Origin of the sequence: Brevibacillus sp. HB1.1, assembly GCF_013332445.1 — a bacterium.
GTDB classification, from domain to species: domain Bacteria; phylum Bacillota; class Bacilli; order Brevibacillales; family Brevibacillaceae; genus Brevibacillus; species Brevibacillus porteri.
In genome coordinates, this window is the sequence record NZ_JABMIV010000002.1 from 1 (window position 1) to 24,190 (window position 24,190).

The 24,190-nt window shown below is 45.4% G+C and carries 22 protein-coding genes and 4 pseudogenes; 20 read left to right on the forward strand and 6 right to left on the reverse strand.

Going from position 1 to position 24,190, the window contains the following annotated elements; all coding sequences use genetic code 11:
* Window positions 1-380: 380 nt before the first annotated feature.
* The 3 genes from HPY27_RS05010 to HPY27_RS05020 form a co-directional block, all read right to left on the reverse strand.
* Window positions 381-704, reverse strand: a complete 324-nt coding sequence (locus HPY27_RS05010) for a hypothetical protein (protein WP_017248943.1) — start codon at window positions 702-704, stop codon at window positions 381-383.
* 156 nt (window positions 705-860) lie between these two features.
* Entirely contained in the window at window positions 861-1,451 is a 591-nt protein-coding gene (locus HPY27_RS05015) for an NAD(P)H oxidoreductase (RefSeq protein WP_017248942.1), read from the reverse strand.
* Window positions 1,452-1,495: 44 nt separating this feature from the next.
* Complete coding sequence (locus HPY27_RS05020; protein ID WP_017248941.1) at window positions 1,496-2,299, reverse strand: MerR family transcriptional regulator; 804 nt, start codon at window positions 2,297-2,299, stop codon at window positions 1,496-1,498.
* A gap of 157 nt (window positions 2,300-2,456) precedes the next feature.
* On the opposite strand from HPY27_RS05020, the pseudogene HPY27_RS05025 reads away from it, so the two are divergent.
* A pseudogene (locus HPY27_RS05025) lies at window positions 2,457-2,769 on the forward strand (DinB family protein); the annotation flags it as partial.
* Window positions 2,770-2,951: 182 nt separating this feature from the next.
* Here the strand turns inward: HPY27_RS05025 and HPY27_RS05030 are convergent.
* Window positions 2,952-3,164 (reverse strand): transposase, encoded by a 213-nt coding sequence (locus HPY27_RS05030; protein ID WP_174224472.1) that lies wholly within the window; start codon window positions 3,162-3,164, stop codon window positions 2,952-2,954.
* 484 nt (window positions 3,165-3,648) lie between these two features.
* Entirely contained in the window at window positions 3,649-4,230 is a 582-nt protein-coding gene (locus tag HPY27_RS05035; protein WP_017248938.1) for a TetR/AcrR family transcriptional regulator, read from the reverse strand.
* A gap of 212 nt (window positions 4,231-4,442) precedes the next feature.
* Here HPY27_RS05035 and HPY27_RS05040 point away from each other — a divergent pair, with 212 nt between their 5' ends.
* From HPY27_RS05040 to HPY27_RS05110, 16 genes and pseudogenes are all read left to right on the forward strand, one after another.
* Complete coding sequence (locus HPY27_RS05040) at window positions 4,443-5,714, forward strand: MFS transporter (RefSeq protein ID WP_173621937.1); 1,272 nt, start codon at window positions 4,443-4,445, stop codon at window positions 5,712-5,714.
* 131 nt (window positions 5,715-5,845) lie between these two features.
* A complete protein-coding gene (locus tag HPY27_RS05045) occupies window positions 5,846-6,787 on the forward strand; it encodes an alpha/beta fold hydrolase (protein ID WP_173621936.1) in 942 nt (313 codons plus the stop codon).
* A 525-nt stretch (window positions 6,788-7,312) separates the two neighbouring features.
* On the forward strand, window positions 7,313-8,128 hold the full coding sequence (locus tag HPY27_RS05050; protein WP_173621934.1) for a MerR family transcriptional regulator: 816 nt from the start codon (window positions 7,313-7,315) through the stop codon (window positions 8,126-8,128).
* A 22-nt stretch (window positions 8,129-8,150) separates the two neighbouring features.
* Complete coding sequence (locus tag HPY27_RS05055; protein ID WP_173621933.1) at window positions 8,151-8,420, forward strand: hypothetical protein; 270 nt, start codon at window positions 8,151-8,153, stop codon at window positions 8,418-8,420.
* Window positions 8,421-8,591: 171 nt separating this feature from the next.
* On the forward strand, window positions 8,592-8,720 hold the full coding sequence (locus HPY27_RS30335) for a hypothetical protein (RefSeq protein ID WP_256436619.1): 129 nt from the start codon (window positions 8,592-8,594) through the stop codon (window positions 8,718-8,720).
* A gap of 179 nt (window positions 8,721-8,899) precedes the next feature.
* Window positions 8,900-10,099 carry an MFS transporter gene (locus HPY27_RS05060; protein WP_017248932.1) on the forward strand — a complete coding sequence of 400 codons (1,200 nt, stop codon included), beginning with the start codon at window positions 8,900-8,902 and terminating at the stop codon, window positions 10,097-10,099.
* 242 nt (window positions 10,100-10,341) lie between these two features.
* Window positions 10,342-10,500: a hypothetical protein gene (locus HPY27_RS05065; protein ID WP_158527468.1), complete on the forward strand. Its 159-nt coding sequence runs from the start codon at window positions 10,342-10,344 to the stop codon at window positions 10,498-10,500.
* 281 nt (window positions 10,501-10,781) lie between these two features.
* Complete coding sequence (locus tag HPY27_RS05070) at window positions 10,782-11,264, forward strand: GNAT family N-acetyltransferase (protein WP_017248931.1); 483 nt, start codon at window positions 10,782-10,784, stop codon at window positions 11,262-11,264.
* Window positions 11,265-11,281: 17 nt separating this feature from the next.
* Window positions 11,282-11,383 (forward strand): annotated as a pseudogene (locus HPY27_RS30030) (class I SAM-dependent RNA methyltransferase); the annotation flags it as partial.
* 439 nt (window positions 11,384-11,822) lie between these two features.
* Window positions 11,823-12,590: an isocitrate lyase/PEP mutase family protein gene (locus HPY27_RS05075; protein WP_173621929.1), complete on the forward strand. Its 768-nt coding sequence runs from the start codon at window positions 11,823-11,825 to the stop codon at window positions 12,588-12,590.
* Between the two features lie 1,017 nt (window positions 12,591-13,607).
* Window positions 13,608-14,951 (forward strand): enoyl-CoA hydratase-related protein, encoded by a 1,344-nt coding sequence (locus HPY27_RS29940; protein ID WP_217368472.1) that lies wholly within the window; start codon window positions 13,608-13,610, stop codon window positions 14,949-14,951.
* Between the two features lie 220 nt (window positions 14,952-15,171).
* On the forward strand, window positions 15,172-15,420 hold the full coding sequence (locus tag HPY27_RS05090; protein WP_371814304.1) for an ArsR/SmtB family transcription factor: 249 nt from the start codon (window positions 15,172-15,174) through the stop codon (window positions 15,418-15,420).
* 79 nt (window positions 15,421-15,499) lie between these two features.
* Complete coding sequence (locus HPY27_RS05095; RefSeq protein ID WP_174224473.1) at window positions 15,500-16,681, forward strand: MFS transporter; 1,182 nt, start codon at window positions 15,500-15,502, stop codon at window positions 16,679-16,681.
* Window positions 16,682-16,700: 19 nt separating this feature from the next.
* Window positions 16,701-18,030, forward strand: a pseudogene (locus tag HPY27_RS05100) (ISL3 family transposase).
* A 292-nt stretch (window positions 18,031-18,322) separates the two neighbouring features.
* Complete coding sequence (locus tag HPY27_RS05105; protein WP_238144441.1) at window positions 18,323-19,111, forward strand: enoyl-CoA hydratase/isomerase family protein; 789 nt, start codon at window positions 18,323-18,325, stop codon at window positions 19,109-19,111.
* Between the two features lie 131 nt (window positions 19,112-19,242).
* Window positions 19,243-20,413, forward strand: a pseudogene (locus tag HPY27_RS05110) (NAD-dependent succinate-semialdehyde dehydrogenase); the annotation flags it as partial.
* A gap of 442 nt (window positions 20,414-20,855) precedes the next feature.
* Here HPY27_RS05110 and HPY27_RS05115 read toward each other — a convergent pair.
* Window positions 20,856-22,163, reverse strand: coding sequence for an aminotransferase class I/II-fold pyridoxal phosphate-dependent enzyme (locus HPY27_RS05115; RefSeq protein WP_174224474.1), 1,308 nt, complete (start codon window positions 22,161-22,163; stop codon window positions 20,856-20,858).
* A 178-nt stretch (window positions 22,164-22,341) separates the two neighbouring features.
* Between HPY27_RS05115 and def the strand changes: the two genes are divergently transcribed.
* The 3 genes from def to HPY27_RS05130 all read left to right on the forward strand — a co-directional run bounded on the left by def (window position 22,342) and on the right by HPY27_RS05130 (window position 24,149).
* Window positions 22,342-22,863 (forward strand): peptide deformylase, encoded by a 522-nt coding sequence (def, locus tag HPY27_RS05120; protein ID WP_174224475.1) that lies wholly within the window; start codon window positions 22,342-22,344, stop codon window positions 22,861-22,863.
* 19 nt (window positions 22,864-22,882) lie between these two features.
* Window positions 22,883-23,893 (forward strand): homoserine dehydrogenase, encoded by a 1,011-nt coding sequence (locus tag HPY27_RS05125; protein ID WP_174224476.1) that lies wholly within the window; start codon window positions 22,883-22,885, stop codon window positions 23,891-23,893.
* A gap of 100 nt (window positions 23,894-23,993) precedes the next feature.
* Window positions 23,994-24,149, forward strand: a complete 156-nt coding sequence (locus HPY27_RS05130; protein WP_017248920.1) for a hypothetical protein — start codon at window positions 23,994-23,996, stop codon at window positions 24,147-24,149.
* Window positions 24,150-24,190 lie beyond the last annotated feature (41 nt).

Consider the following 24,190-nt stretch of genomic DNA (forward strand, 5'->3'; position numbering starts at 1 on the left):
AGGGCAGGATAGTTGAGAAAATCCTATATAACTCAAGCCCAATTATGTAAAACAAGGGGGGGAGTAAGTGCCGTGGAAATTGATCAGTAAAGGGGAACATAGGGCAATCGTACTTGCTGACAGGCACTACACCCAAAATAACCAGTTTTGTCGACCAGGCAAGAATCTTGTGTTGCTCACTAAGGTGGAGAAGCGCTTTGGTTGTTGAAGTAAGATCTTGAAGGTTTTGAAACTCAGGTAGAGTTTTCTACGGATTAAAAATTATTTTTATTGGGATAGAAGACATCGCATGGTAAAAGAGGTGACCACTTCTTTTCATTTGGATGGGTTCCAAATTGAGAAACCTAAAGATCTGCCCCCTGCCTATAAGGAAGTGAAACTTAATGGTACTTTTGCATACGCGAGGATGGAAAGCCTTGAAAAGAAAAGTCACGATCTGAAAGTTGAGTCACATTGTCGCAAAGCATTTGTTTTTCAGATTCCTGAAACGGTGTATAGGCCCACAATTGGTTGTTCTTCACATAATAAATTCCCATTGAGAATTCATAGGTTTTGGGATCGGAGTGGAAGAGATCAAAAGTAGCTCCCAGTTGAACCACACCTTGATCAGTTATCCTACGTTTCAAGTTTTTATCAACGAATACCAAGTTGTTATTGCCGTCAATGGTGAAATAACCATTCTCAAAATATTGTCCTGGTGCCAAAACTACTTGCTTCGTCTGGGTCTCAACCCTTTTGGGTTTCGTGTAAGCCTTAGTACCTTCTTTGGGAAACTGGGGATACCTAAGGGAGCCGTTTAAGAGTTCCGCGTAGTATCCACTTCTTTATCCATAAATCGCATATTGCTCATCCAATTCAACTTAAAAGGCTTGCCCGATCTGATAAGCCTCGTTCAATAAAGTGGCAAAATGAGCCTCGCTCTTTTCTTTCGAGCTACCATCAAATTTTCCATATGAATTATACATAAAGTGTACATGGGTATCTTGAACGCCGGTATATTGCGCCAAGCCTACGTTCAGGTGATGCTCCACCATCAAATGATAATTGCGTTTTTCAAATTGACTCTGTGTCTCGCCAACCATGGTGATCCATCTTATTTTTTGAACTGGCAATTTGCCTGTGCCATAAGCAAATCCATAGTTCCACACCCGATCGATGTATCCTTTCATGATGGCAGGCATGCTGTACCACCATATCGGGAAAAGAAAGGCCAATGCATCGCTTGCTCGGATCCGATCCATTTCGCGCTGCACCTCGTCTGAGTATGCTTTGTTCGGATTACTCCAATCAGGCTCATCGATTGTATGCAAGATCGGATTGAATCCTTCGGCATACAAATCGGCGATTTCGAATTCATGTCCTGCTTCGGTCAAGCCAGCCGTGAACCGCTTCGCCATGCTCGCTGTGAGCGAATCTGGTCTTGGATGGGCAACGACAACTAGTATTTTCATAAGGGTTCCTCCAAATTGATCTGAGAGTACCCTCAGTCTAAACCCTACAATGATTGTAGGGTCAAGGAGTTTATTTGAACCTGCAATTCCCACACACTGGTGTAACAAAATTCGTAGATGTCGCTCACTGTCTCAATTTTTTGATCCAAAATATGTTGACGCAGCAAACTGTAATAGGTAGGAGAGTTTGCGTGGCTATCTTCGATAAGAAGCGTTAAATAAGTGCCTTCTGCCATGTGATGAGCCCGGAATCCTTCTGGAACGACCGTTGGGTTGACGAGAAATAAATAGGAAGCATTCGTTCGCTCATCAAAGAAAGTGGGCTGTGTCACAATAAAGCCGGGTTCCGTATTGATATAATCAACCTGGTTGGAAAAGGGCAGGAATGAGCGGTAATATTCGGTTTCCTGCTCCTTATATGTAGATACGTCAATCAATTTGCAAAATATTTTTCTTGCCTCGTATCGCCGAACGGAAATCTGATTTTTTGGCTCTGCTCGCAACGCCATGAGACGATTGCGTTTGTCTTCGAGCTCTATTTTCAACGATTGCATCTCTCTCATTTTCTGTTCCAGCCGCTCGAGCTGGACGGCGTAAACATGATCCATCCGGTCAGCATTCCACTGTGTCTTCGCTAACTCTTTTATTTCAGAGAAGGGGATGTCCATGCTTTTAAACTTTTTAATCCGATGCAGAAGCGGAAGCTGATACAAAGAATAGTATCGATATCCTGTTTCTCGATTGATATGGACAGGAGAAAATAAACCGATTTTATCGTAATATCTCAGCGTTTGCAGAGGGATGTTAAACATTGCGGATATTTCTCCGATTCGAAAATAGGGTTCCATTTGGCTTCATCACTCCTCTGTTTTCAATTCTTCTTACGGGCTTCGATTAACTTTTCCAACTTTTACTAAAATGATATAATAAGCGGAAAATAGGTTCATTTACAAGGAGGAGACAAAAGTGGAAGCGGTGATTGAATAGTACGGTCGCGGATCCGTAATGCTCTGTGAAGCCATTGAAGGCTTGGCCGAGGAGGAACTTCGTTTCAAGCCCGCACCTGATAAATTGAGCATCCATCAAATTATTATTCATGTGACGGATTCCGAGATTTTGTCCACACACAGGCTGAGAAAAGTCTTGGCGGAGGTGGAGCCGCTACTAATTTCCTTTGACCAAAACGCATGGGCAAAAGACTTGGGATACGATTTATTGGACCGTGAACAGCATTTGCTTTTGTTCCAATTGCTACCCTAGTATGCAGACAATTCTGGACCATCTGACAGTAGAACAAAGCGAGCGGGTGAGGGAGCACTTCATTGACGTTTTCCAATGACTTGGCGGTAGTGATCGTTGCCTTTTCATTGAACATAGATATCGTCGGCAGCGAAGCCAGCCGTTTCTTCCCTAGCATCGCGGGCAGAAGTGGCTCGTAGCTCGTAGCTCGTAGCTCAAATCATCGGCATGGTCGTCGGTATGATAACCCGCCACATTCTATTAAATTTTCAGCAGAACCACCTCGTCATTCGGATGATTCCGATGGTGAACCGGATCGTCGACCACAAGGATTTGCTTCACAGTCTTAGATAGACCGACTTGATGATCGAATTCTTTATACAGAAGAAGACCAGCGTCCGAAGTCAGATCGCCGCCATCAAAATTAACTTTCATTCGGGAGTTGAAGTTCGTTCGTAACTCTTGACTTGACATCTAAGAACCCCTTGGGAGCGTGTTTGTTGACCAATTAAGGTTACTAAATAACCGGCTCCCTGTTAAGCGGAGCCGGTTTTAACGAGTTGGAATCTGATTTCAATGCGGAACATTTAGTGGCTTAGAACTTTTGTATGCGCCTATTCCAAAGATAAGTAAGGAATGAAACTGCAGCGAGCACCAAACCCAAACTGGCGACACCAGTCCATCCTATTGTATTCCATACGGCACTACCCGCAGCTGATCCAATAGCACCCGTCGCAACTCAGTATAAGTACGAACCAATGTTACAAGAGAGCATTAAATGTTTGTAAGAGTGCCTTTGAAATCATGCCATGTTCAAAGCCACTCCCTGAATATTTCAGGTTTTCTTGTCCTAGGCTGCCGTTGTCTCATTATTCGGGATCAGTTTAAAGCTTTATTTTCTTCGAACACCTCAAAATCAGTTCCAAAGGATCGCTGAGCACTTCAAATGACAAACGATTTACTCCAGAAAGGCGATAATGGTCGCAACAGCGTTGTCCGCAAATGTTCGATCGGGGCGGGATTTCATCAACGTGGTAAGACCGATCATTGAAACGACGAGTGTCTGGGCGAGCGCTTTGGCTCTCACATGATTCCCCAGTTCGCCGGATCGCACACCCTGTTCAATGATTTCCTGAAAGATCGCCGCCAAATACATCTGGTGCTCTCTGGTCAGCTCTTCAAATTTGGCATCATGTGGAGCAAGCTCGACCATGACATTGAGGCAAAAACATCCCCGACTTGGACCTTCCTCGTATCCTTCCGCCACAATGCCCGCAAAGAAAGCGCGAAACGATTCTTTGACAGACGGCACGCTCTGCAGTCGGGCGCGCACATAAGAAGCGTGGGATTGATTGTATTTGCGAAGTGTAGCTTCAAAAAGCTCCTTTTTGTCTCCGAACGCGGCGTAGAGACTAGGGCGTTGAATGCCCATTTTTGCCGTTAAATCGCTTAATGAAGTCGCTTCGTAGCCCTTCTCCCAAAACAGTTCCATCGCGGCATGTAGTGCTTGCTCTTCATTAAACTCCCGAGGGCGAACCATAAGCTATCCTCTTCCTTTTCATATCGTTCAGTACATTAAAATCATATCTTGCGGTAAAAGAATAGTCAAATTTTTTCGGTTTTCCCTTGACAAATTACGGAAGTATAATATATATTTCACTTCATCCAGTTATGTACCGAATGGTATAATATACTTATCAGTATGTAACTGAATAAGGTTAACCAATCCAATCAGAAAGGGTGTGAGGGGATATGAAAAACCTTCAAGACATAGTGGAGGGAGGTGCCGGAGAAAACTGGAGTGCCGGGAAGGCTTCCTCGAGTAAAACCGATGCTCGTGCTTCCACGTCACATTCATCGCTGCCACGTAGGCTCTCGTTGTTGTTTGCCGTTGCTTGTGGGCTTGCTGTAGCGAACGTTTATTATGCACAGCCACTGCTTGACGCTATGGCAGTCGAGTTCGGTATCCGTGAGTCGACTATCGGGGTTGTTGTCACCATCACCCAGATCGGGTATGCACTTGGCCTTCTGCTGTTGGTGCCGCTTGGCGATTTGCTGAACCGCAGACGGTTGATCGTCGGTCAGTCAGCATTATCTGTTGCGGCGCTAGCCGCTGTCGGTTTCTCACCAAACAGCACACTGCTCTTTATCAGCAGCGCTTTGGTTGGGTTACTCGCGGTGGTCACGCAGGTGCTGGTTGCATTCTCGGCCGCATTGGCAACGCCGGCTGAGCGCGGCCGTGTAGTCGGGACGGTGACTAGCGGCATTGTCATCGGTATTTTGCTGGCGCGGACCATCGCGGGGTTCATGGCCGATCTCGCGGGATGGAGGGCGATCTATTTCCTCTCAGCGGCGTTGACGCTGCTCATCACTGTTATGTTGTTTCGTGTGCTACCGCCGCACGACGAGGTGAAGGAAAAGATTGCTTATCCGCAATTGCTGCGATCGGTTTTCATGTTGTTCTTGGAGGAGCCGATTTTGCGCATACGCGCTTTGATCGCCTTTTTGATCTTTACCTCGACTTCAGTCTTGTGGACGCCAATGGTGTTTCCACTCAGCCAACCGCCTTTTTCACTCTCTCATACGGAGATCGGTCTGTTTGGTCTAGCTGGAGCCGCCGGAGCGTTGGGTGCGGCCCGGGCAGGGCAAATGGCGGATCGCGGCTGGAGTCAGAAAGTTTCCGGCACCGGGCTGCTCATCATGTCCCTATCTTGGCTACCAATTGGATTTACTATTCATTCCCTGTGGGCTTTGATTGCCGGCGTAATCGTCTTCGATCTTGGGTTACAGGCCGTACATGTCACGAATCAAAGCATGATTTACAGTGTGCGCCCCGAGGCTCATAGCCGGCTTACGGCCGGATATATGATTTTCTATTCCCTCGGCAGCGCTGTCGGTTCGTTCCTCTCGACGTTCGTTTATGCGTGGGCTGGTTGGAGTGGTGTATGCCTATTAGGCTCAGCCATCAGCTTTCTGGCACTATTATTCTGGGCGTTTACCCGTCAGTTGACGCCCACCGCTTAGACATCAAACGGAGAACTGGCACATACCACTGATTGCCATCATGCTGCTCGTCAATTATGACTGTAGGAAGATTTTATACTGTTTCATCCAGCTAGATTTTCCGAGGCAATTCAAAGGAGGGAACATTTCTCATGACGTATTCTTATAACCTCAACCGCGATCCGTTTGCGGATTGCGAAGGTACCTACCCATTCACACCGCACTTCACCGACGCTCCCGGGTTTGCCATGCACTATGTTGACGAAGGGCCGCACGGAGGTGAGACTGTGCTTTGTCTTCATGGAGAGCCAACCTGGGGCTATCTGTTTCGGCACCTCATCCCGGTCCTGAGCTCGGATTGTCGTGTCATTGTCCCTGATCATATGGGGTTCGGCAAAAGTGCGACTCCTCTGAATCGTAGCTACTGGCTGCAAGATCATATCGACAATCTCGAACGGTTCGTGCTTGCGCTTGACCTGCGGGAAATCACGTTAATTATGCACGATTTTGGCGGGCCAGTGGGGATGGGACTCGCCGCCCGCCATCCAGATCGCATCCGCAGGCTGATCACGACCAATGGGCCGACACCGTTCGGCCAGTCCAGCCTCGGAGACCGGTTGAGCGCCAATGTCGTCGTCTCGCCTTGGTTCCAATGGGTTGTTCAAGCGGAGAAGGACGGGAGTCTCGAGGCCGTGTTGGGCCAACTCGGTTTTAATATTCTCAGCACGCTCAAACTGAACGGTTTTGAGAACCATGCCCTGATTACCGACACCTGGCTGGCGGCTTACGGCTCGCACTTTGCCGATCCGGCAGATTGTCTAGGCGCGATCGGCTGGGCAAAAGGGTATGCTACAGGCGCGCACCAGTTTGAAGTACCTAATGCCGAAGCCATCCGCATGATTTGTACCAAGCCAGCAATGGCCATTTGGGGAGAGTCTGATCGCACTCTGCACGCTGAACATTTTCTGCCACTGTTCACGGAGTTGTTCCCCGACGCTCCCGTTCATCGGCTTGCAGGCGTGGGTCATTATTGCCTGGAAGATGCACCGAATGAAGTTGGACGTCTCATTGCAGACTTCATCTACCGTAACTGAAACGTGGTCTCGAAGGAACCGACTCTCAAAAGAGGATTCTTGTGACTCATTATCGTACGATAGAGATCGACGGACTGAACATTTTCTATCGCGAAGCCGGAGACAACAACAGGCCGGGTTCTGCTTTTACGCATTGCTTTCCCGCTTCTCCTTTATGTTTCGCGATCTGACCGAGCGACTTTCCGATCAATTTCTCATTTTCGTACCGGATTATCCCGGTTACGGGTACAGCGATGCACCGTTTGAGTATACGTTTGACCGGCTAGCAGACATCCGGAGAAAGTATCGTTTCTCGTCGTACAGAACGCTGCTGGCTTTTAATGACCTGTCGTCCCTAGATCCAGCTGCACATCGATGTGCGGCTTTTTTTTCTGTTCGGAAGTCCGCTCAGTCGAATTGGAACCAGAGAACGGCGGCGGAACTGTTCTGAATTTTCTCTGTCTGCTTGACTCTCCCCTTAACGGGAAAGTTATACTTCGGAAGAAGTGAGCAGATTCACAATATTTGCTATTGAGGGGTGCATTTATGTTCAAAATCAGCGAGTTTTCGAAGATAAGCCAAGTGTCTGTCAAGACGCTTCGGTACTACGACCAGCTGAATTTGCTCAAGCCGGCCCATACCGATCCTTACTCCGGATACCGATTCTACACTGCCGATCAGTTGTTCCAGCTTCACCGCATTTTGGCCTACAAAGAACTGGGGTTCTCGTTAGAGCAAATTCGCCGGATGATTGACGAGCAAATTCCGCTTGAGCAAATCAGAGGGATGTTCCGGATCAAGCAGCATGAGATTCAGTCCATTGTGGACAAAGAGCAGGCCAAGTTGGTTCGCATCAAAGACCGGCTACATGCCATCGAGAATGAGGGAAAACAGGAGGTGACGCATAATGTCGTGCTGAAAGAAGTGGAACCGCAATTGGTGGTGTCTTATCGGCAAAGAACTTCTTTTCGGCAAATTCCGGAGATGTTTCGGCAGCTGGACGATTATTTGGGCAATGCCGGTCGGCCGTCCTTGTCGCAGATCGTTTTGTGGCATGACTGCTTGGAAAGCGATGACGATATGGACATTGAAGCAGCCCGGCTACTGACCGATAAAATGGTAAGCCAGCCGCCCTTTGTGGTCCAACGGTTACTGGGTGTTCCGCTGATGGCCACACTGATCCATCATTGTCGGACGACGAGCCGCTGCACTGCAAGCACGGAACTGGCGCTGTGGATTGAGCGAAATGGTTATCGAATGATCGAAAACGAGCCGCGGCGCGAAATTTGCATCCCTCATGAACAGACAGGCGATCCGGAAGCTTATGTCGCTGAGGTGCAGATTGCCGTCAAGAGAGCTTAGTTTACTCGTGGGAGGGGGAGAGGTGTTCACCGCCTTGTTGGGCGCTATCTCCTTGATTTCCAGCTCGGTGACCATTCCCAAGGGGCTGAAAGGGGCGCGGAGTTCCGCAACGGTATATCAGCTTAGTGTTTCTACTCTATGGGGCCGTGTCCATCTTCAGTACGTTGATTGGTGGGAAATTGGCCGCACGGGATGGGAGCAGCAAGCTTCGGTATGTGTTCCTGATTCAGGGCGTCATTCTCGCATCGCTGTATGTTTCCGCGAATACGCTGGTAGCTGGTTAGGGGATTGATCAGCATCTCCTTTATTGCCCTGGTCCTCTATGCCGAGGAATTCCACGATACAATTATATTTCATCGATTTGGCCAACCAGCATTTTCCGACTGCTCGGGATTTAGCCTCGTCTCTTACACCCGTATCCGTCAATGTCGGCATTGCGGTCGGGTCGGCGCTCGGAGGATGGGTGACAACGAACATCAGGCTGATCGATGTATCCTGGTCCGGAGGCATCGTGGCAGTTGCCGCGTCCTTGCTGGCAGTAGTCAGCTATCGTCTCGACCGCAAAGCCATGAGGGACAGAAAGTTTTCGTGAATGGAACGTCTCCAGGGCAGCAATCGGCAGTCAGTCCGAATGCCTACTCGTAACGGCACTCAGCCCACTATTTGCAAGACTTTTGCATCGGATATAAGAGCAGCTGCCCGTTGCTTTTCTTTTATCTAGATTATGTACCAATTGGTATTTAATATGGCTGATCAATACGGAGGGATACTATGTCTAAGGTTGCTTTGAATCAAGCCGAACCGTCGAAAACTAGTATTCGCAGTTGGCTGGCGATCGTTGTTCTCGGCATTGCCATGTTTACTGTTGTTGCCACCGAATTCGCTCCGATCGGACTGTTATCGTCTATCGCTTCCGATCTTGGGCGCAGTCCCGGAACGGTAGGACTCATCGTGACGGCCTATGCGCTGATTGGCGCAGGCAGCGCGCTACTATCCGCCGTACTGCCGAACCGATTTCCGCGGAAGCCGCTACTCATCGGGCTAATGGTAGTGCTGGCTGCCGGGAATGGACTTGCGATGATCGCCCATTCGTTCCCGGTTCTGATGCTGGCGCGGGTTATCGGAGCGCTATCGCATGGCGTTTTCTGGGCAATGGTGGCCGCGCTTGCGACACAGATGGCTCCTCCGAACCGGATGGGACTTGCGACTTCGATCGTTTTCGGCGGCATGTCGATTGCGAACGTGCTGGGTGTTCCGCTGCTCAACCTGATCGGACAGACATGGGGCTGGCGTTTGGCATTTGGCATCCTCGTCGCGGCCTGCATGCTCACGGCGCTGTTAATGGCCATCGTACTGCCGCAAATAAAGGCCGAAGGATCGGTTGGATTCGCCACCTTGGCCAGTGTGCTGCGTAGCAGCAAGCTGTGGCGCGTCTATACGGTGGCAATCTTCACGGTAGCTGCGCATTTCGCAGCGTTCACATACATCGAACCGTTTCTGAGAAACGTCCCTGGCATTGACCCCGCTATGATCGCCGCTCTGCTCTTTGGCTTCGGGGCCGCCGGCTTGCTCGGAAATGTGCTTACCGGGGGGCTGATCGACCGCTTTATGAAGCCGGTCATCGCCGTATCACTGTTGCTTATGTTCGCATCGCTCATTGGTCTGGGCACGATCGGGCTAAGTTCCGGGGTTGGGCCAGTGCTGGCGCTGCTCGTTGTCTGGGGTGCCGCAATCTCGGTACTTTTTATCGGTATCCAGACATGGGTATTGCGAACTGGTGGGAAGGAGGCCATACCGGCGTCTGCCGTGTATACGACCGTGTTCAATTCCTCTTCTGGAGCGGGAGCTGTACTCGGTGCATTCGTCCTTAACAATGCCGGTTTGTCTGCCATTATGACCTCAGCCGGTCTGGTTATCGTCATGGCTTTTACTATCGTAGTATTGGATCGTGGGGTGAGGAAGACATCATAACGCTGGGCAGGATGCAGTGATCCCCCGATTGAACTAAGACATAAGAGAAGGGTGTTTGCAAATGTCCAAATGAGCGGGAAGATAGTCAGTCTTTTATTTGTCGTCTTCTGTACCAATGGCGTGCAGGGTAGCCGGTATGCGGGCAAGTTGTTCGGCAAGCATTTATCGAGAACGGCGATACTTTATCTGATCGATTTGACGGTGTGCTACATTCTTTTTCAAAATGCAGGGGCGTCACTCATATGGCTCGTCGGTATTGTTGTACTATGGGAGCCGTGCATACAAGTGGGCTTATCGTCAGTCAAATCTGGATGACAGCGACAGCACCCGAAGCACAGGAATTTGCAAACAGTCTGTTCGTCTCCTTCTCAAATCTTGGTGTCAAAATCGGTAGTCCGTAAGAGACTGGCTGATTGCTATCTCCGGTACGGGGGAATCGTGTGGGGCGGAATTCTGTTTGCTACGCTTGCCAAATCGCTTACTCATCAGGGTCACACAGTGCTGCATTCCCTATGAAGCTCTTCGCAGACCATTAAGAAAGAAGCGAAAAATCGATGTTCCATTGGGCTGCCACCGTCCAATCATAGAGATTATATATGGTCAAAATTGATTTGTTGACATTGATCAGTCGTTTGGTTAATTCTTTAGTGGAAGTTATACATACAAGAGGAGGAAACATAGCATGCTTGAAACAGTGCTCACGATCACTTCGATGCAGACCCCCGAAGAGGCTCAGGCCTTCAAAACACTTAACGAGGAATGGATCGCCCTCCTCTTTGCCATCGAAGAGGAAGACCAGATTATCCTCAATAACCCAGTGGAGAACATCGTGAACAAAGGAGGAGACGTACTCATCGCACGCGATGGCGATTCGATCGTCGGATGCGTTGCACTCGTTCCGACTGGAGCCGGTGTGTTCGAGCTCTCGAAGATGAGCGTTACACCCGAGGTGCGGGGGCGCGGATACGGACGGAGAATCATCCATGCCGCCATTAACCGCGCACGCGGGCTTGGCGCAACATCGCTCTTTTTGGGCAGTAGCACCAAGCTACCGAACGCTGTTCATCTTTACGAATCGGTTGGGTTCAAGCACGTTCCTGTTGAGCAGATCGGGCCCATGCCCTATGTAAGAGCGGATGTGTTTATGGAGTTGAAACTAAAATGAATATGGAGACAAGATTATCGACGAATCCGTCAGTGTTAGCACGAGATCTGCGCGTGCTGGAATATGGAGGCTATCGTACAGAAAAGGTGCAACCGGTGGGTATGTACCAACGTAGCTGATACGACTTGCAAAAGCATGGATGGAAATGGGAATTTCATGAAATACACTTATAAAGGATGATCAGGTTCCCGTGTCGGGAAATTCCTTTCGAGAAGATTCGTTAGATGGGTGCGACAGGATCGAATCGCCTGATACCGGAAGGAAGCAGTTGGAAGATGAGCTTTAAGTGTTATTTGAACGAGGTTTAGGATGAAAGAGAGTCAGCAAAGTTTTACAGGGGAATCTGTTTTCTTTCATGCGACAAAATTCGAATAACATCTCCACTAAGCTTTGCAACTATATTGCCGATTCATTTTTTTTAGACACGGCGCTTATTAAATCCGTTTGATAGAATATAGAAATTATTGCAAAACTGAATCTGACTGATCAGTATCATTTTGGTATTGTCACGTTCGGACTTACTACAAAGAATTTCAGTGGTGCAGAGGGGATAAAGGTATGAGCAAAATTCAGGAGTTTAAAGTATTACATGAATCAAACGAGCTTTTATTGTTAGGTAACGCTTGGGACTTGTTTTCTGCATTGTCTCTGGAGAAAGCCGGATTCAAAGCTATCGGTACAACGAGTTGGGGAATAGCGAAAAGCTTAGGTTATCCGGATGGTGAAACAATTGAATTTGACACAATACTAAATCGCATAAAAACGATATTGGATCATGTTAACATCCCTGTTTCTGCCGATATAGAGACGGGTTATGGAAAAGATGAGAAAACGATAGTCGAGAATGTATTGAAACTTGCGGATATAGGGGTTGCGGGGATCAATATAGAGGATTCTTACAAGGATCAAGCAGGTCTCAAACCATTGAACGAACAATGCGAGCTTTTATCGAAAATAAGAATGTCACTAGAGAAGAGCGGCTATAAAGATTTTTATATTAATGCAAGGACAGATACCTATTTGCTGAATATAGATCCGAGAAACGAAACGATGGCCCGGGCGCAAGCCTATGTGGAAAGTGGCGCAAGCGGAATTTTTGTTCCTGGATTGAGGGATGATAACGAAATCAAAGCGGCTGCAGTGCAAATTGCCGCTCCTCTAAACCTTATGTCTGCGCCAGGGCTTACAAGATGCAAAAAGCTCAAGGAGCTTGGAGTAAAGCGTCTAAGTCTCGGGGGCGCCTTATATCGCAAGCTTGAAACGTTATTGGACACGTGCGCGGCTCATATTTATGAATCTCAGGATACGTCTTTGCTATTCGATTGAATGCAGAAAGGATAGCTAAATGAACAAGCTTCTAATATGCCATCGAAATGCGATAACAGGTGGAATACAATCATCAACTGTAAAACAACTGCTAGGCATAAAATCTGTAGCAATTGCCCCGTGATCAATTCCTGTTTGAGATGATGCGACCGAGAGCCACTCCTATCCCGAAGAAATTTGAAACTGGTATGGAGTCGTACGGTCAGGGCGGAAGCAAAGGTAATGAAGAAAGGACAAACCGTTGGATTCATTGATTGCAGTGTATTTGACGAGAACCAAAGTCTTGTGGCAGTGTGGTAACACAGGTGTGAACTCGCTTGGCGATGTTTTCAACAGTCTGTATCGGGAAAGGTGTAAGTAAGGTGCACATCATCGTCGGGGGAATGCATTATACAATAACAGCCTGGGCGGGACAGGCTCTATATGGTAGAAGAAGCCCCGAAAAAGGGGCTTCTTCTTTCAAGGATTGGTTATTTTGTAGTATCGCCTTGGATTTATGCTTACGTGAATCCAAGCAGTGCTTCGGTTCAGCTTTCAAATAAACAATTCAATTATACTGAATTTTTCTAAAGAACTAAATAAGCGTCAATTGAATCCCTTCCAAACATAGTGAAGCTAATAAAAATTAGCCTTGGGAGGGGTTTTGTTGTATGAGGCCGCTAAACGCATTCTGGGTTTTAGTCCGCACACTTTGAGAGCGTATTCCCTTCAGATAAGGGTTTAGAGGTCAGGGTTCAGGCTTCAGGTTATGGTCTTTTTCTGTCCCCATTAGCGTTCGATCAGAGGATAAATTATCTTCTTAAATGTGGTATTATCATTTCATACGTGTTTGAATTTTTTGACTGAATAGTCGAGTAGGTGAGGGTGAAAACAGCTTATTATGATTGACTTTTCACAAGTGGAACTATATAGTTCTAAAATAATGATCAAGATGTAAACTATCTGATATATACTTTAGTAACATCATACAGTTGAGTCTTGATAGAAGTGTAAATATTGAGATAACGGAGTGTTTCGATGAACATGAAAGATCTCATTCTTTATTCCCAAGATGAAGGAATAGCAAAAATCACTTTAAATCGTCCTGAATCCTTAAATGCTTTGAACTTAGAATTACTTCTAAGCCTATCTGAAACCTTAGATAAAGTTAAGGTAGATCAGAATGTAAAAGCTGTAATTATAACTGGAGCTGGAGAAAAAATATTTTCTGCAGGTGCGGATATTAAGCTATTACACTCTTTAACTCCCCTTGAGGTAAGAGATCTAGCGAAACTTGCTGTCGAGATTACTCATAAAATAGAATCCTTGGGTAAAGTAGTAGTTGCTGCTATAAACGGCACAGCATTAGGAGGAGGACTTGAGATTGCAGAAGCCTGTATGCTGCGTATTGCAGCATCACATGCGCAACTAGGACATCCTGAAGTTCGGATTGGTGCAGTAGCTGGTTTCGGTGGTACCACTCGCCTCCCACGATTAATCGGAAAGGGCCGAGCAGCAGAACTTTTACTAACTGGAAATTCTATCAACGCGGAACAAGCATATAATATGGGACTAGTAAATAAAGTAGTTGAACCTGGGAAATTACTTATAGAAGCCGAAAATATGATTCGAGGAATTTTATCCCAATCGCCTATGGCAGTAAAATTAACTTGGGAGGCTCTGCACCACGGCCTTAATTTAACATTAGAAGAGTCTGCCCAACTCGATGCGAATTACTTTGGTTTAGTCGCTTCCACTGAAGACTTCAAAATCGGTACGAAATCCTTCATAGATAAGACAACACCGGTGTATAGTAAAATCACAAATAAAGAACACGTGATCCAAGTCGCTGCACAATTATTTTTGAAAAATGGCAATACATCAATGGATGAAGTGATGAAAATAAGTAAAGTTTCAAAATCCAATATTTACTATCACTTCAAAAGCAAAGAAGATCTTCAATTAGCTGTTGTAAAGTATTGGACTAGTTTATATGAATCCTGTCTGATAGAAGCCTCAAAGCAAGATCATCGACCTGTCAGAGAGCGTTTAAGTGATTTTACTGAATTGCTTTTAGGTGGCTTGATAGAAAGAAATGGAGGTGGGAATTGTCCATTCATTTCTTTGTACATCCAGTCTTCCGAACAATCTTCTGATGTAAAGGATGCTATCACTCTTTTTTTCCGTGAAATTGAACCGATCGTCATAAAAATATTTAAACAAGGGAAGGATAATAATGAATTCAATAAAACTGTTCACCCTAGACAGATGGCATTATTATTCTTAAGCACATTAGAAGGTTCTCTTATTCTCGGAGAAATGATGAAGGACCCTTTACTTATTAAACAAACAATAGACAACTTCTTTCTTCTTCTTGATTAACATATTTCTCATTCGCTCACCTCTATATATAAAAAAACAGGCAATCCAGTCTGTTTTTTTTGGGGTATTCGGATTTTTTAGTGGAGACAAACTCAAAACATCTCCCTTATAAATCGGAGAATATGGTGGTATTTTGCTAAAGACTTGATTTGTAGCAATATCTTAGTACAATGGTTTTATGACTACTCAAAAATCATTGAATAATGAGCACAGGGTCAAAATGTTTCAAGCATTAGCTGATGAAACAAGATTGGAAATCATACGAGTTCTATACGCCAAGAAGAAGGAGATGAATTGCGGAGAAGTTGGGGACATTTGCAATACTTCGAAGTCGAATACTTCGTATCATTTGCGTACTTTAAGGGAGGCGAAATTGATTAAGGTACGAAAAGAAGCTCAAACGAAGTATACGAGTATCGACATGGAGACCTTTGAATCTTACTTGCCGGGATTTCTTGATACGTTGTAGAAAGAAATTCTTTTTTTTCTTCATTAGTTCAAAAGTTCTTGTACAACAAAACTAGGATCGATAGGAGAAGGTGAATCGCATGATTAAGTTAACAGCTTTATTTTTTCTCATCATGTTTGTTATCGGTACAGATACATTTTTGATTTCTCCGCTCATCCCCACTCTTCAGAAATTGTTTCATATCCCGACCGAATATGCCGGTTGGATGGTCGGGGCATATGCGTTGGGATATGCCATATTTGCTCTGATAGCTGGACCGCTTTCCGATGGATGGGATCGCAAAAAAGTAATGTTTTCCGGCATGGTTTGCTTCGCGGTTTCAACCATTTTATGCGGCTTTGCGACAGGATTTTGGACGATGTTTTTATTCCGTTTTTTAGCCGGAATCAGCGCAGCATTCACAGCGCCGCAAGTCTGGGCCTCTATTCCTGCTCTGTTCCCTGCGGCAAAGACCGCCAAAGTATCAGGAATCGTAATGGCAGGCTTGGCTGCTTCCCAAGCGTTCGGCATACCGATTGGAGGCATGCTTGCTGCAACCCGTTGGTCTTATCCTTTTTTTACAATCGGTGCGTGCTCGTTGTTGGTGGCGATATTCATCCCCTATGCTTTGCCCGAAATGAAACCGAATCAAGACCAAAGAACCAAGCTTCCGATATTTAAAAGATACGTCCCGTTATTGACAAGCCGAATCGCGAGAAGATCTTTCCTGGCTCATTTCTTATTTCAATGTGGATTTTTTGCTGCCTTTTCTTTCATTGGAAAATGGATGACGGACCGCTATCATCTTTCGGTTGATCAAGTGGGGTACGTAATGTTTTTTCTTGGGCTAGGGAACTTAGTGGGAAGCTTTAGCGGTGCTTATGTGATCAAAATGTTGAATCGTTTCAATACGATGGTTGTGGGCATTCTCGTCTCTATTGCATGTTTTATTGCTTTGCCTCACCTGCCATCGGTTGCGTCTTTCGAAGGGGTATACTTTTTCATATTCGTAAACATGGGAATCGTCTTTCCGCTCATAATGGGAATGCTGAATTCATTAAATCCGACAATTCGTGGCACGATCTCTAGCTTGGCCAATTCGATCATGTACGCTGCGACAACGCTCGGCTCTTGGTTCGCCGGCTTGATTTATGCGACATTTAACGGTTTTTCCGCCGTAGGCATATTTGCGGCAATATGCTTTGCCGGTTCGTTGTTCTCTTTTATAGCAAGTGGTATTTTGACTAATCACGCTAAAACAAAAAAGGACTATGCATCATAAATGCATAGAAGAAATTCATATGGATATTCTAAATCTTCCTAAATTCAACATCCTAAGTATTAGTGAGAATAAATATGATTTTCTAATACAAGTGGTGACGAACTCTCCACCTTCAGCTTGCCCTCATTGTGGATGCAAAGCGAACCTCTACAAGCACAGTAACAGGGAACATGTTTGTATGGACTTACCTATTCACGGTAAGCATGTAGGGCTACTCATAAAGCGTCAGAGGTATCGTTGTCGTGAATGTTCTCAGACCTTTTGGGAACGCTTGGACCACACCATTGACGCAACGCGGAACTGTACAAAGCGTTTGTTGTCCTACGTAGAGAAGCAAAGCCTTAGGCGTACATTCGTCAGTATTTCAGAAGAAGTGGGGCTTAACGAAAAGACGATCCGCAATATCTTTCGCGATTACATTAACCACCTCGAAGAAACATTTCGGTTTGTAACACCTAATTGGCTTGGCATAGATGAAATTCAAATAATCAAGCCTCGTTGCGTATTAACCAACATTGAAGAACGAACATTACTGGACATTCTACCTAATCGAAATAAGGAAACAGTTGTTGGATACCTCTCACGTCTTCCGAACAAAGGGCGAATACAGTATTTCACGATGGATATGTGGAAACCGTATAAAGACGCTGTGAAGGCTGTTATGCCAAAGGCTACTATCATCGTCGATAAGTTTCACGTTGTCCGTATGGCGAACCAAGCGTTAGAAACCATCCGCAAACAGATTAGAGGTGGTTTATCACCAACGGAACGGCGTGGGCTCATGCACGACCGATTTATCCTTCTGAAACGCCATAAAGAGCTTACAGAGATGGATAAAATAACGCTTGAACTATGGACGAAGAATCACCCCACTCTCGGTATTGCGTATAGCTTGAAGGAATCATTCTTCGATATTTGGGATTGCGATTCAAGACAAAAGGCATTTATCAAATATAACGATTGGAAAGCCAAAATACCGAAGGAACTCCAATCCGCTTTTGAGCCTCTTACAAAGGCCATGATGAATTGGGACGAAGAGATATTCGCTTACTTCGACCACCGCATTACTAACGCTTATACGGAATCTCTGAACAGCCTTATCCCTGTCATTAACCGTTTGGGGTAGGGGCTATTCATTCGAGGCCCTGCGAGCCAAATTTCTCTTTACAGAGGGGCTTGCAAAGGATCGTAAATATCAAAAGCGTATGGATGACTACGAACACCGAGATTACAACTTCCCGATGTTCGATAATGCGCCTCCCGTCGGTGTGGTTCGTGAGCGTGGCGAACAGCTTCGTGGTATCTACATTTCCACCTTGATTGAAAAATTAGAGAAGGGCGAATTCTAAGCCCTTTTCCGCTTCTGAGAGAAATTCTCCTCAAAGGTAAATGAAGTAGTACGAATTTTTTGTGTAAAGGGGTATTGACTCCGGAATGTTAGTACTATATATTTCTAATCATACACCAGGATTATCCATGACTCATTTTTTATAGCCTTAAGTAGTACTAAACGTTTCTAAAACACAGAGAGTTCTCAATACTTATCAAGTGAAAAAATTTTATAATAAGAGGTGATTTTATTTTCGAGATTAAATTAGTACCATTTAGTTCCTATAACCTTACAAAAGAATGGAGAGATGTATGATGTCACATAATGATGTCGTTCTTTATTCGATTAAAAATCGTATTGCAACCATTGCGCTAAATAGACCTGAATCATTAAATGCTTTAAACCGAGAAGTACTTGAACAGCTTTCAGTTGCATTAGAAAAAGCAAAAAAAGACCAAGAAGTAAAGGCGGTTATTATAACAGGTACTGGAGAAAAAGTATTTTCTGCTGGTGCTGATATTAAATTCCTTAATTCCGCTACCCCTCTTGAGGTAAGAGATTTTGCAAAACTAGCTGTTGAAGTCACTAGTAAAATTGAATCCTTAGGTAAGGTAGTAGTAGCTGCCCTTAACGGATCTGCATTAGGTGGCGGTCTTGAAATAGCCGAATCTTGTATGCTTAGAATTGCTGTCAATCATGCTAGAATTGGTCATCCAGAAGTTCGTATTGGTGCGGTAGCTGGATTTGGCGGAACTACTCGATTACCAAGATTAGTGGGAAAAGGTCGTGCTGCTGAGTTATTACTAACAGGAAACTCTATAAGTGCAGAAGAGGCATATACGTTTGGTCTTATAAATAGGGTGGTGGAGCCTGAGAATTTATTACCTGAAGCCGAGAACTTATTACAAGAAATCTTAGCTCAATCACCAATAGCCGTTACACTAACGTGGGAAGCCCTTCACCGCGGGCTAAATGTAACACTAGAAGAATCTGCACACCTCGGGGCCGATTTTTTTGGATTAATTGCATCAACAGAAGACTATAGAACGGGAACCAAAGCTTTTATTGAAAAAACCAAACCGGAATATAAAGGGAGATAGAATAGTAACGAATCATAAAAGTTAGAAAATTGAGAAGAAAACACTCATCAGTGAGTGTTTTCTTCATGATAATAACGATTCGTCTAAAAGGAGAGAATTGGATGCCAAGAGTAAAAAGAATGTACATTAACGAAATGGGTAAGCCTATTAAAGAAGGAGTCGTCGAAGTATTAAGTGCTGCAGACAATTTCAATTGGTATGCTGAAGAAGCAAAGAGGGTGTATGGTGAAACAATCCCTTCCACCTTCGCAAACAAAAGGTTACATGTGGGTAAGGCTCCAGTTGGTGTTACAGCTGCTATAACTCCTTGGAATTTTCCAATTAGTATGGTTGCAAGAAAACTTGCACCGGCTCTTGCTCAGGATGTACTGTCATTTTAAAACCTTCTGAGCTATCACCATTAACTGCAATTCGCATATTTGAGCTCATAGAGGAAGCCGGATTTCCAAGAGGTGTTGCAAACGTTGTACTAGGTGAACCAACAGAGGTTGGAAAAGAATTTATGGAAAACAAAATGGTAAAAAAGATTACTTTACCGGATCTACAAGAGTCGGAAAGTTGCTATATCAACAAGCTGCTAATGAAGTTAAACGCGTTTCTTTAGAGCTCGGGGGTCATGCACCATTTATCGTTTTTGAGGATGCAAATATTGATTTAGCCGTAAAAGGTTTAGTAGAAAGCAAATTCCTCAATGCAGGACAAACTTGTATCAGTACAAATCGACTTTATGTTCATGAGAGTATTGCTGATGAGTTCACGAAAAAACTGGTTACACGAATGGAGAGGATCGTTGTTGGGGATGGTCGTAATGCTGAAACGGAAATTGGACCTTTAGTAAACGAAGCCGGATTAAATAAAGTATTAAATCAAATCGAAGACGCAAAGCAAAAAGGAGCTTCCATCATAATGGGTGGACACCGTTTAACAGGTGAGGATTATGAGGAGGGCTACTTTTGCGCCCCTACTGTTCTAGCGGACGTAAGCCCAAATATGAAAATTTTTACCGAAGAAACATTTGGTCCTGTCGTTCCAATTGTTACGTTTACAGATGATGAAGAAGTTATTAACATGGCAAATAACAGTGATTATGGGTTAGCAGCGTATATTTTTTCACAAAATGTTAAACGATGCTTAACCTTTCCAGAAAAATTAGAATATGGGATTATTGGTGTCAATGATTCTGTTCCTCCGCAAACACAAGCACCATTTGGCGGAATAAAAAATAGTGGTCTCGGACGTGAAGGCGGAAAATGGGGGATTGAAGGATTCCTCGAAACAAAATTAGTTTCTTATGGAGTATAAAAGAGTAAGAATAAACATTTCACGTTTTTCTTCCTTCTTCTCTATTTCTACTTGTTGTTTAGCAGTTGAGAGTTTACACATGTATGGGTGAAACAACGTATTATTGAATCTCTTGATCTTCTACAGGCTCCTTTTGGGTAGTGAAGCAACCCACCACGGAACATTAAACGAACGGGCTCATTTAACAAGGATAGTCTAAAACTAATTTTACGAAGGCAGTAGATTTTGCAACGAAAAAAACTGATTAGATCAACAACATCAGTCTAATACTTTATTTTCTTTGAACAGTATACGTTCGTCGATTGAAAGCGAATGGAAATAGCATGATGGAAAGGTCTCGGAAACCCTCGCAAGTATACTTCCTTGGGTATCGGGGTCTTTTTTTGGAAGAAAACGAAAAGCGCCCTGACACGAGATCAAGACGCATTTGCAATAGAGCTTGTTATTTGGTTACTGCATTTTCCAAATCTTTCACACCGCTATAGACTAAATCGAACAAGTCCGCAATGTTTTCTTCTTCGATGCAAGAGAAGGCGATCCGCAAATCAGTTTGACCAAGAGCGATCGTACCGACGCCATACTGTTCCAGCAAGTGCTGGCGCAATGTTTCCGCTTCGACAGTCTTTAGCTTGAGGCACATGAAGTAGCCAGAGTTGAATGGATAGTAAGTCCACACGTCAGCGTATTTTCCGCTGTCGAGCACTTCCTTGACGCGGTTGGCACGGCCTTTCATGATATCGAATTTCTCCTGCTTCTGTGCTTTGTACTCCGGAGCTGTGATTGCATGCAGTACGAACGTTTGGGAAGGATGAGATCCGCTGGAAAGAGTCGCGCGGATGATTCCCATTGTCTTTTGCTCCAAAGCGCTGAGCAAGTCGCTGGATGGAGATGCATACGTAATAAAGCCAACACGGAAGCCCCATACGTAATCCTCTTTGGTAGCCCCATCTACTTTTACAGGCAGAATGCGCGGGTGAACGTCGCATAGGCTAGCGAAGAGAGATTCGTGCATGGAGTCCTCGAAGAACAAGCCGAAGTACGCGTCATCTGTCACTGCGACAATGTTGATTCCAGCATCGGCGCCTTCTTTGAGTGCAGCGACGATTTGTTTTCCTTCCTCTGGACCTGGTGTATAGCCAGTTGGGTTATTCGGGAAGTTGAGTACGACGATGGCTTTGCCTTTGTCTTTTTGTGCGAGAATGGCATCACGCAAAGCAGCAGCATTAAATTTCATCTCGTCGTTATATAATGGATAGTAGACCATTTCCGCACCACGGCGGATCGAAAAAGTAAGCTCGTAGTTTTCCCAGTTTTTGTCCGGGATGATGACACTGTCGCCGCTGTCAGCGAACAAGTCAGATACGATGCTCAGGCCATGCGTCAATGCGTTTGTAACGATTGGGTTACTAAACGTATGGGTAGCCAGTGAAGGCTGTTCCTCAATCATTTTTTTACGCCATGCTGCACGCAGCTCAGGCTTTCCCGCTGGGGGAGCATACTCGTAAATGTCTTTTGGTTGGTAAGCAGACAGGTTATCCTGGATGACCTTAAGGTGCATCGGTTGACCGTTTTCCAGTGCAATCCCGATGGTTGCGTTGTACTTTTTCGCTTTTGCTTTCGCTTCTGCCGACTGGCTGAGAATCCCTTCTTTTGGGAAATAAATCAGTTTCGCGATGTCAGACAGCATTTCATACACGTGCGGGTTTTCCCGCTGGATGGTTTGGTTCAGCGTTGATGCCAATGAATGCATGATAGCCTCCCTCTTCATTTGAAAACATCTATGTTTACCAATAAAGATAGCGTATCTACATGCATTTGTCACCCTTGCCCAGCGGGATATTTCAGATTTTGCGAGGTTCCTTTTGACAGCGAGGAACGGATTTGCTACCTTGAAATCGAAAACTGAGTAATGCGGGAGGGAGAAGGAAATGGCTGAACGCAGGATCGTTCGCCTGGGGGACCCTATCTTGCGTGAAACTTCAAAAAGAGTACCGTCCATTACTCCACAGGTTGAAAAGATTTTGGATGATATGGCCCAAACGATTTACGCTGGGAAAGGTCGAGCAGGCTTGTCCGCGATACAGATTGGCATCCCGAAGCGTTTAGTTGTGATGGATTGTGGTAGCGGCTTGATTGAACTGATCAATCCGGTATGGATGAAAAAATCAGGTGAGCAGGAAGGGCAAGAAGCTTGTCTTTCGATACCGGGTGTGTTTGGAATCGTTCGTCGGGCGAATTATGTCAAAGTTCAGACGCTGAACCGCCAAGGAGAAACAAAGACAATCGAAGCCGAAGATTTTCTCGCTCGGTGTATTCAGCACGAGATGGACCATTTGGAAGGAATTTTGTTTATTGATCATACAGAAGAGCTCTACTCAGCAAAAACAGGAAAGAAACTGAATCGCAAGGACTTGCACCGGATACAGACTAAAAGTAGAAACAGAGCATAAACAGCAAGGAGATTGACTCATGAAGCGTTGGAATATTATGTTAACAGGCTTTGGAACAGTAGGACAGCAGGTAGCCAGACTGCTGGAGCAGCGACGGGACCGATACCGCGAGCTATATCAAGCGGATGTCAGACTCGTGGGAGTCGTTCGTTCGGCTTCCGGTCTCTATGATGAGAACGGAATTGATTCAGGAAAATGGGAAGACTATGCACATACAAAACAAGCAAAGAACCCATCATGGAACGCGCTGGAATTTATCCAATCGGTTCAAGCGGATGTGCTCATCGAGGCTGGTCCTTCTGAAAAAGAGGGAGGACCCGGTCTTACTTTTATTCGTTATGCATTGGAAAATGCTATACATGCAATCGCGATTTCAAAAGGTGCGCTTGTTGTCGATTATGCTGGCTTAGCCGCTCTAGCCAAAAAACATGGCGTCGCGTTGAAAGTGAGTGGAGCAACAGCAGCAGCCCTGCCGACGATCGATCTATTGCAGTATAACTTGGCAGGCTGTGAAGTGAAACGAGTCGAAGGCATTTTTACGGGAACGACTAACTTCGTGCTCACAAAAATGATGGAAGAGGGGCTCACCTGTGCGGAAGCAGTCGAGCTCGCTCAGAAGTTGGGGATTGCCGAACCGGACCCTTCTTACGACATCGATGGTTGGGATACAGCTTCAAAGCTCACGATCTTGGCAAACGCCGCTTTTGGTGCGCAAGTAAATCTGACTGATATCGCACGCGCAAGTATTCGCGAAATAACCTCGTTACAAATCGAGAAATGGAAAAAGCATACGAAGATTCCCAAGCTGATCGGAACCATCCAAAAGGAAGCAAATGGCACATTTTCTATAGCAGTGGAGCTTTGTGCAGTGGATCTTACCCATCCATTTGCATCTGTATCAGGTACGACAAAAGCCATACGGGTAGAAACAGATGTCATGGGGGATTTATTGGTCGTTGGAGGAAAGTCAGATCCTGTCGCGGCAGCAGCGGCTGCCTTAAAAGACCTTGAACATATCATTAGCAGATAGGTTCATTTGCATGTGCTTCCAGTGTTCCTTAGGAATGAGTCCTTTACAACCGCGAGCATACTAAGGATGCACCACAAAAAACGGCAAGGGGGCCATACGGATGAACCAATCGTCTGATGTCAATGCCGAGCTGCAGCAAGTATCTGCTTACCCAACCAAGCAAAAAATGAATCAAAAGAACGTCGCTTTGGTAAATGAGCAGGATAGCTGCTGCTGTACCCCCAAAAAGCAGGCATCCGAAGCACAGCAGGAATGATGCCTACACGAAAAAGCCGGGTCTCGATTAAGAGACACCGG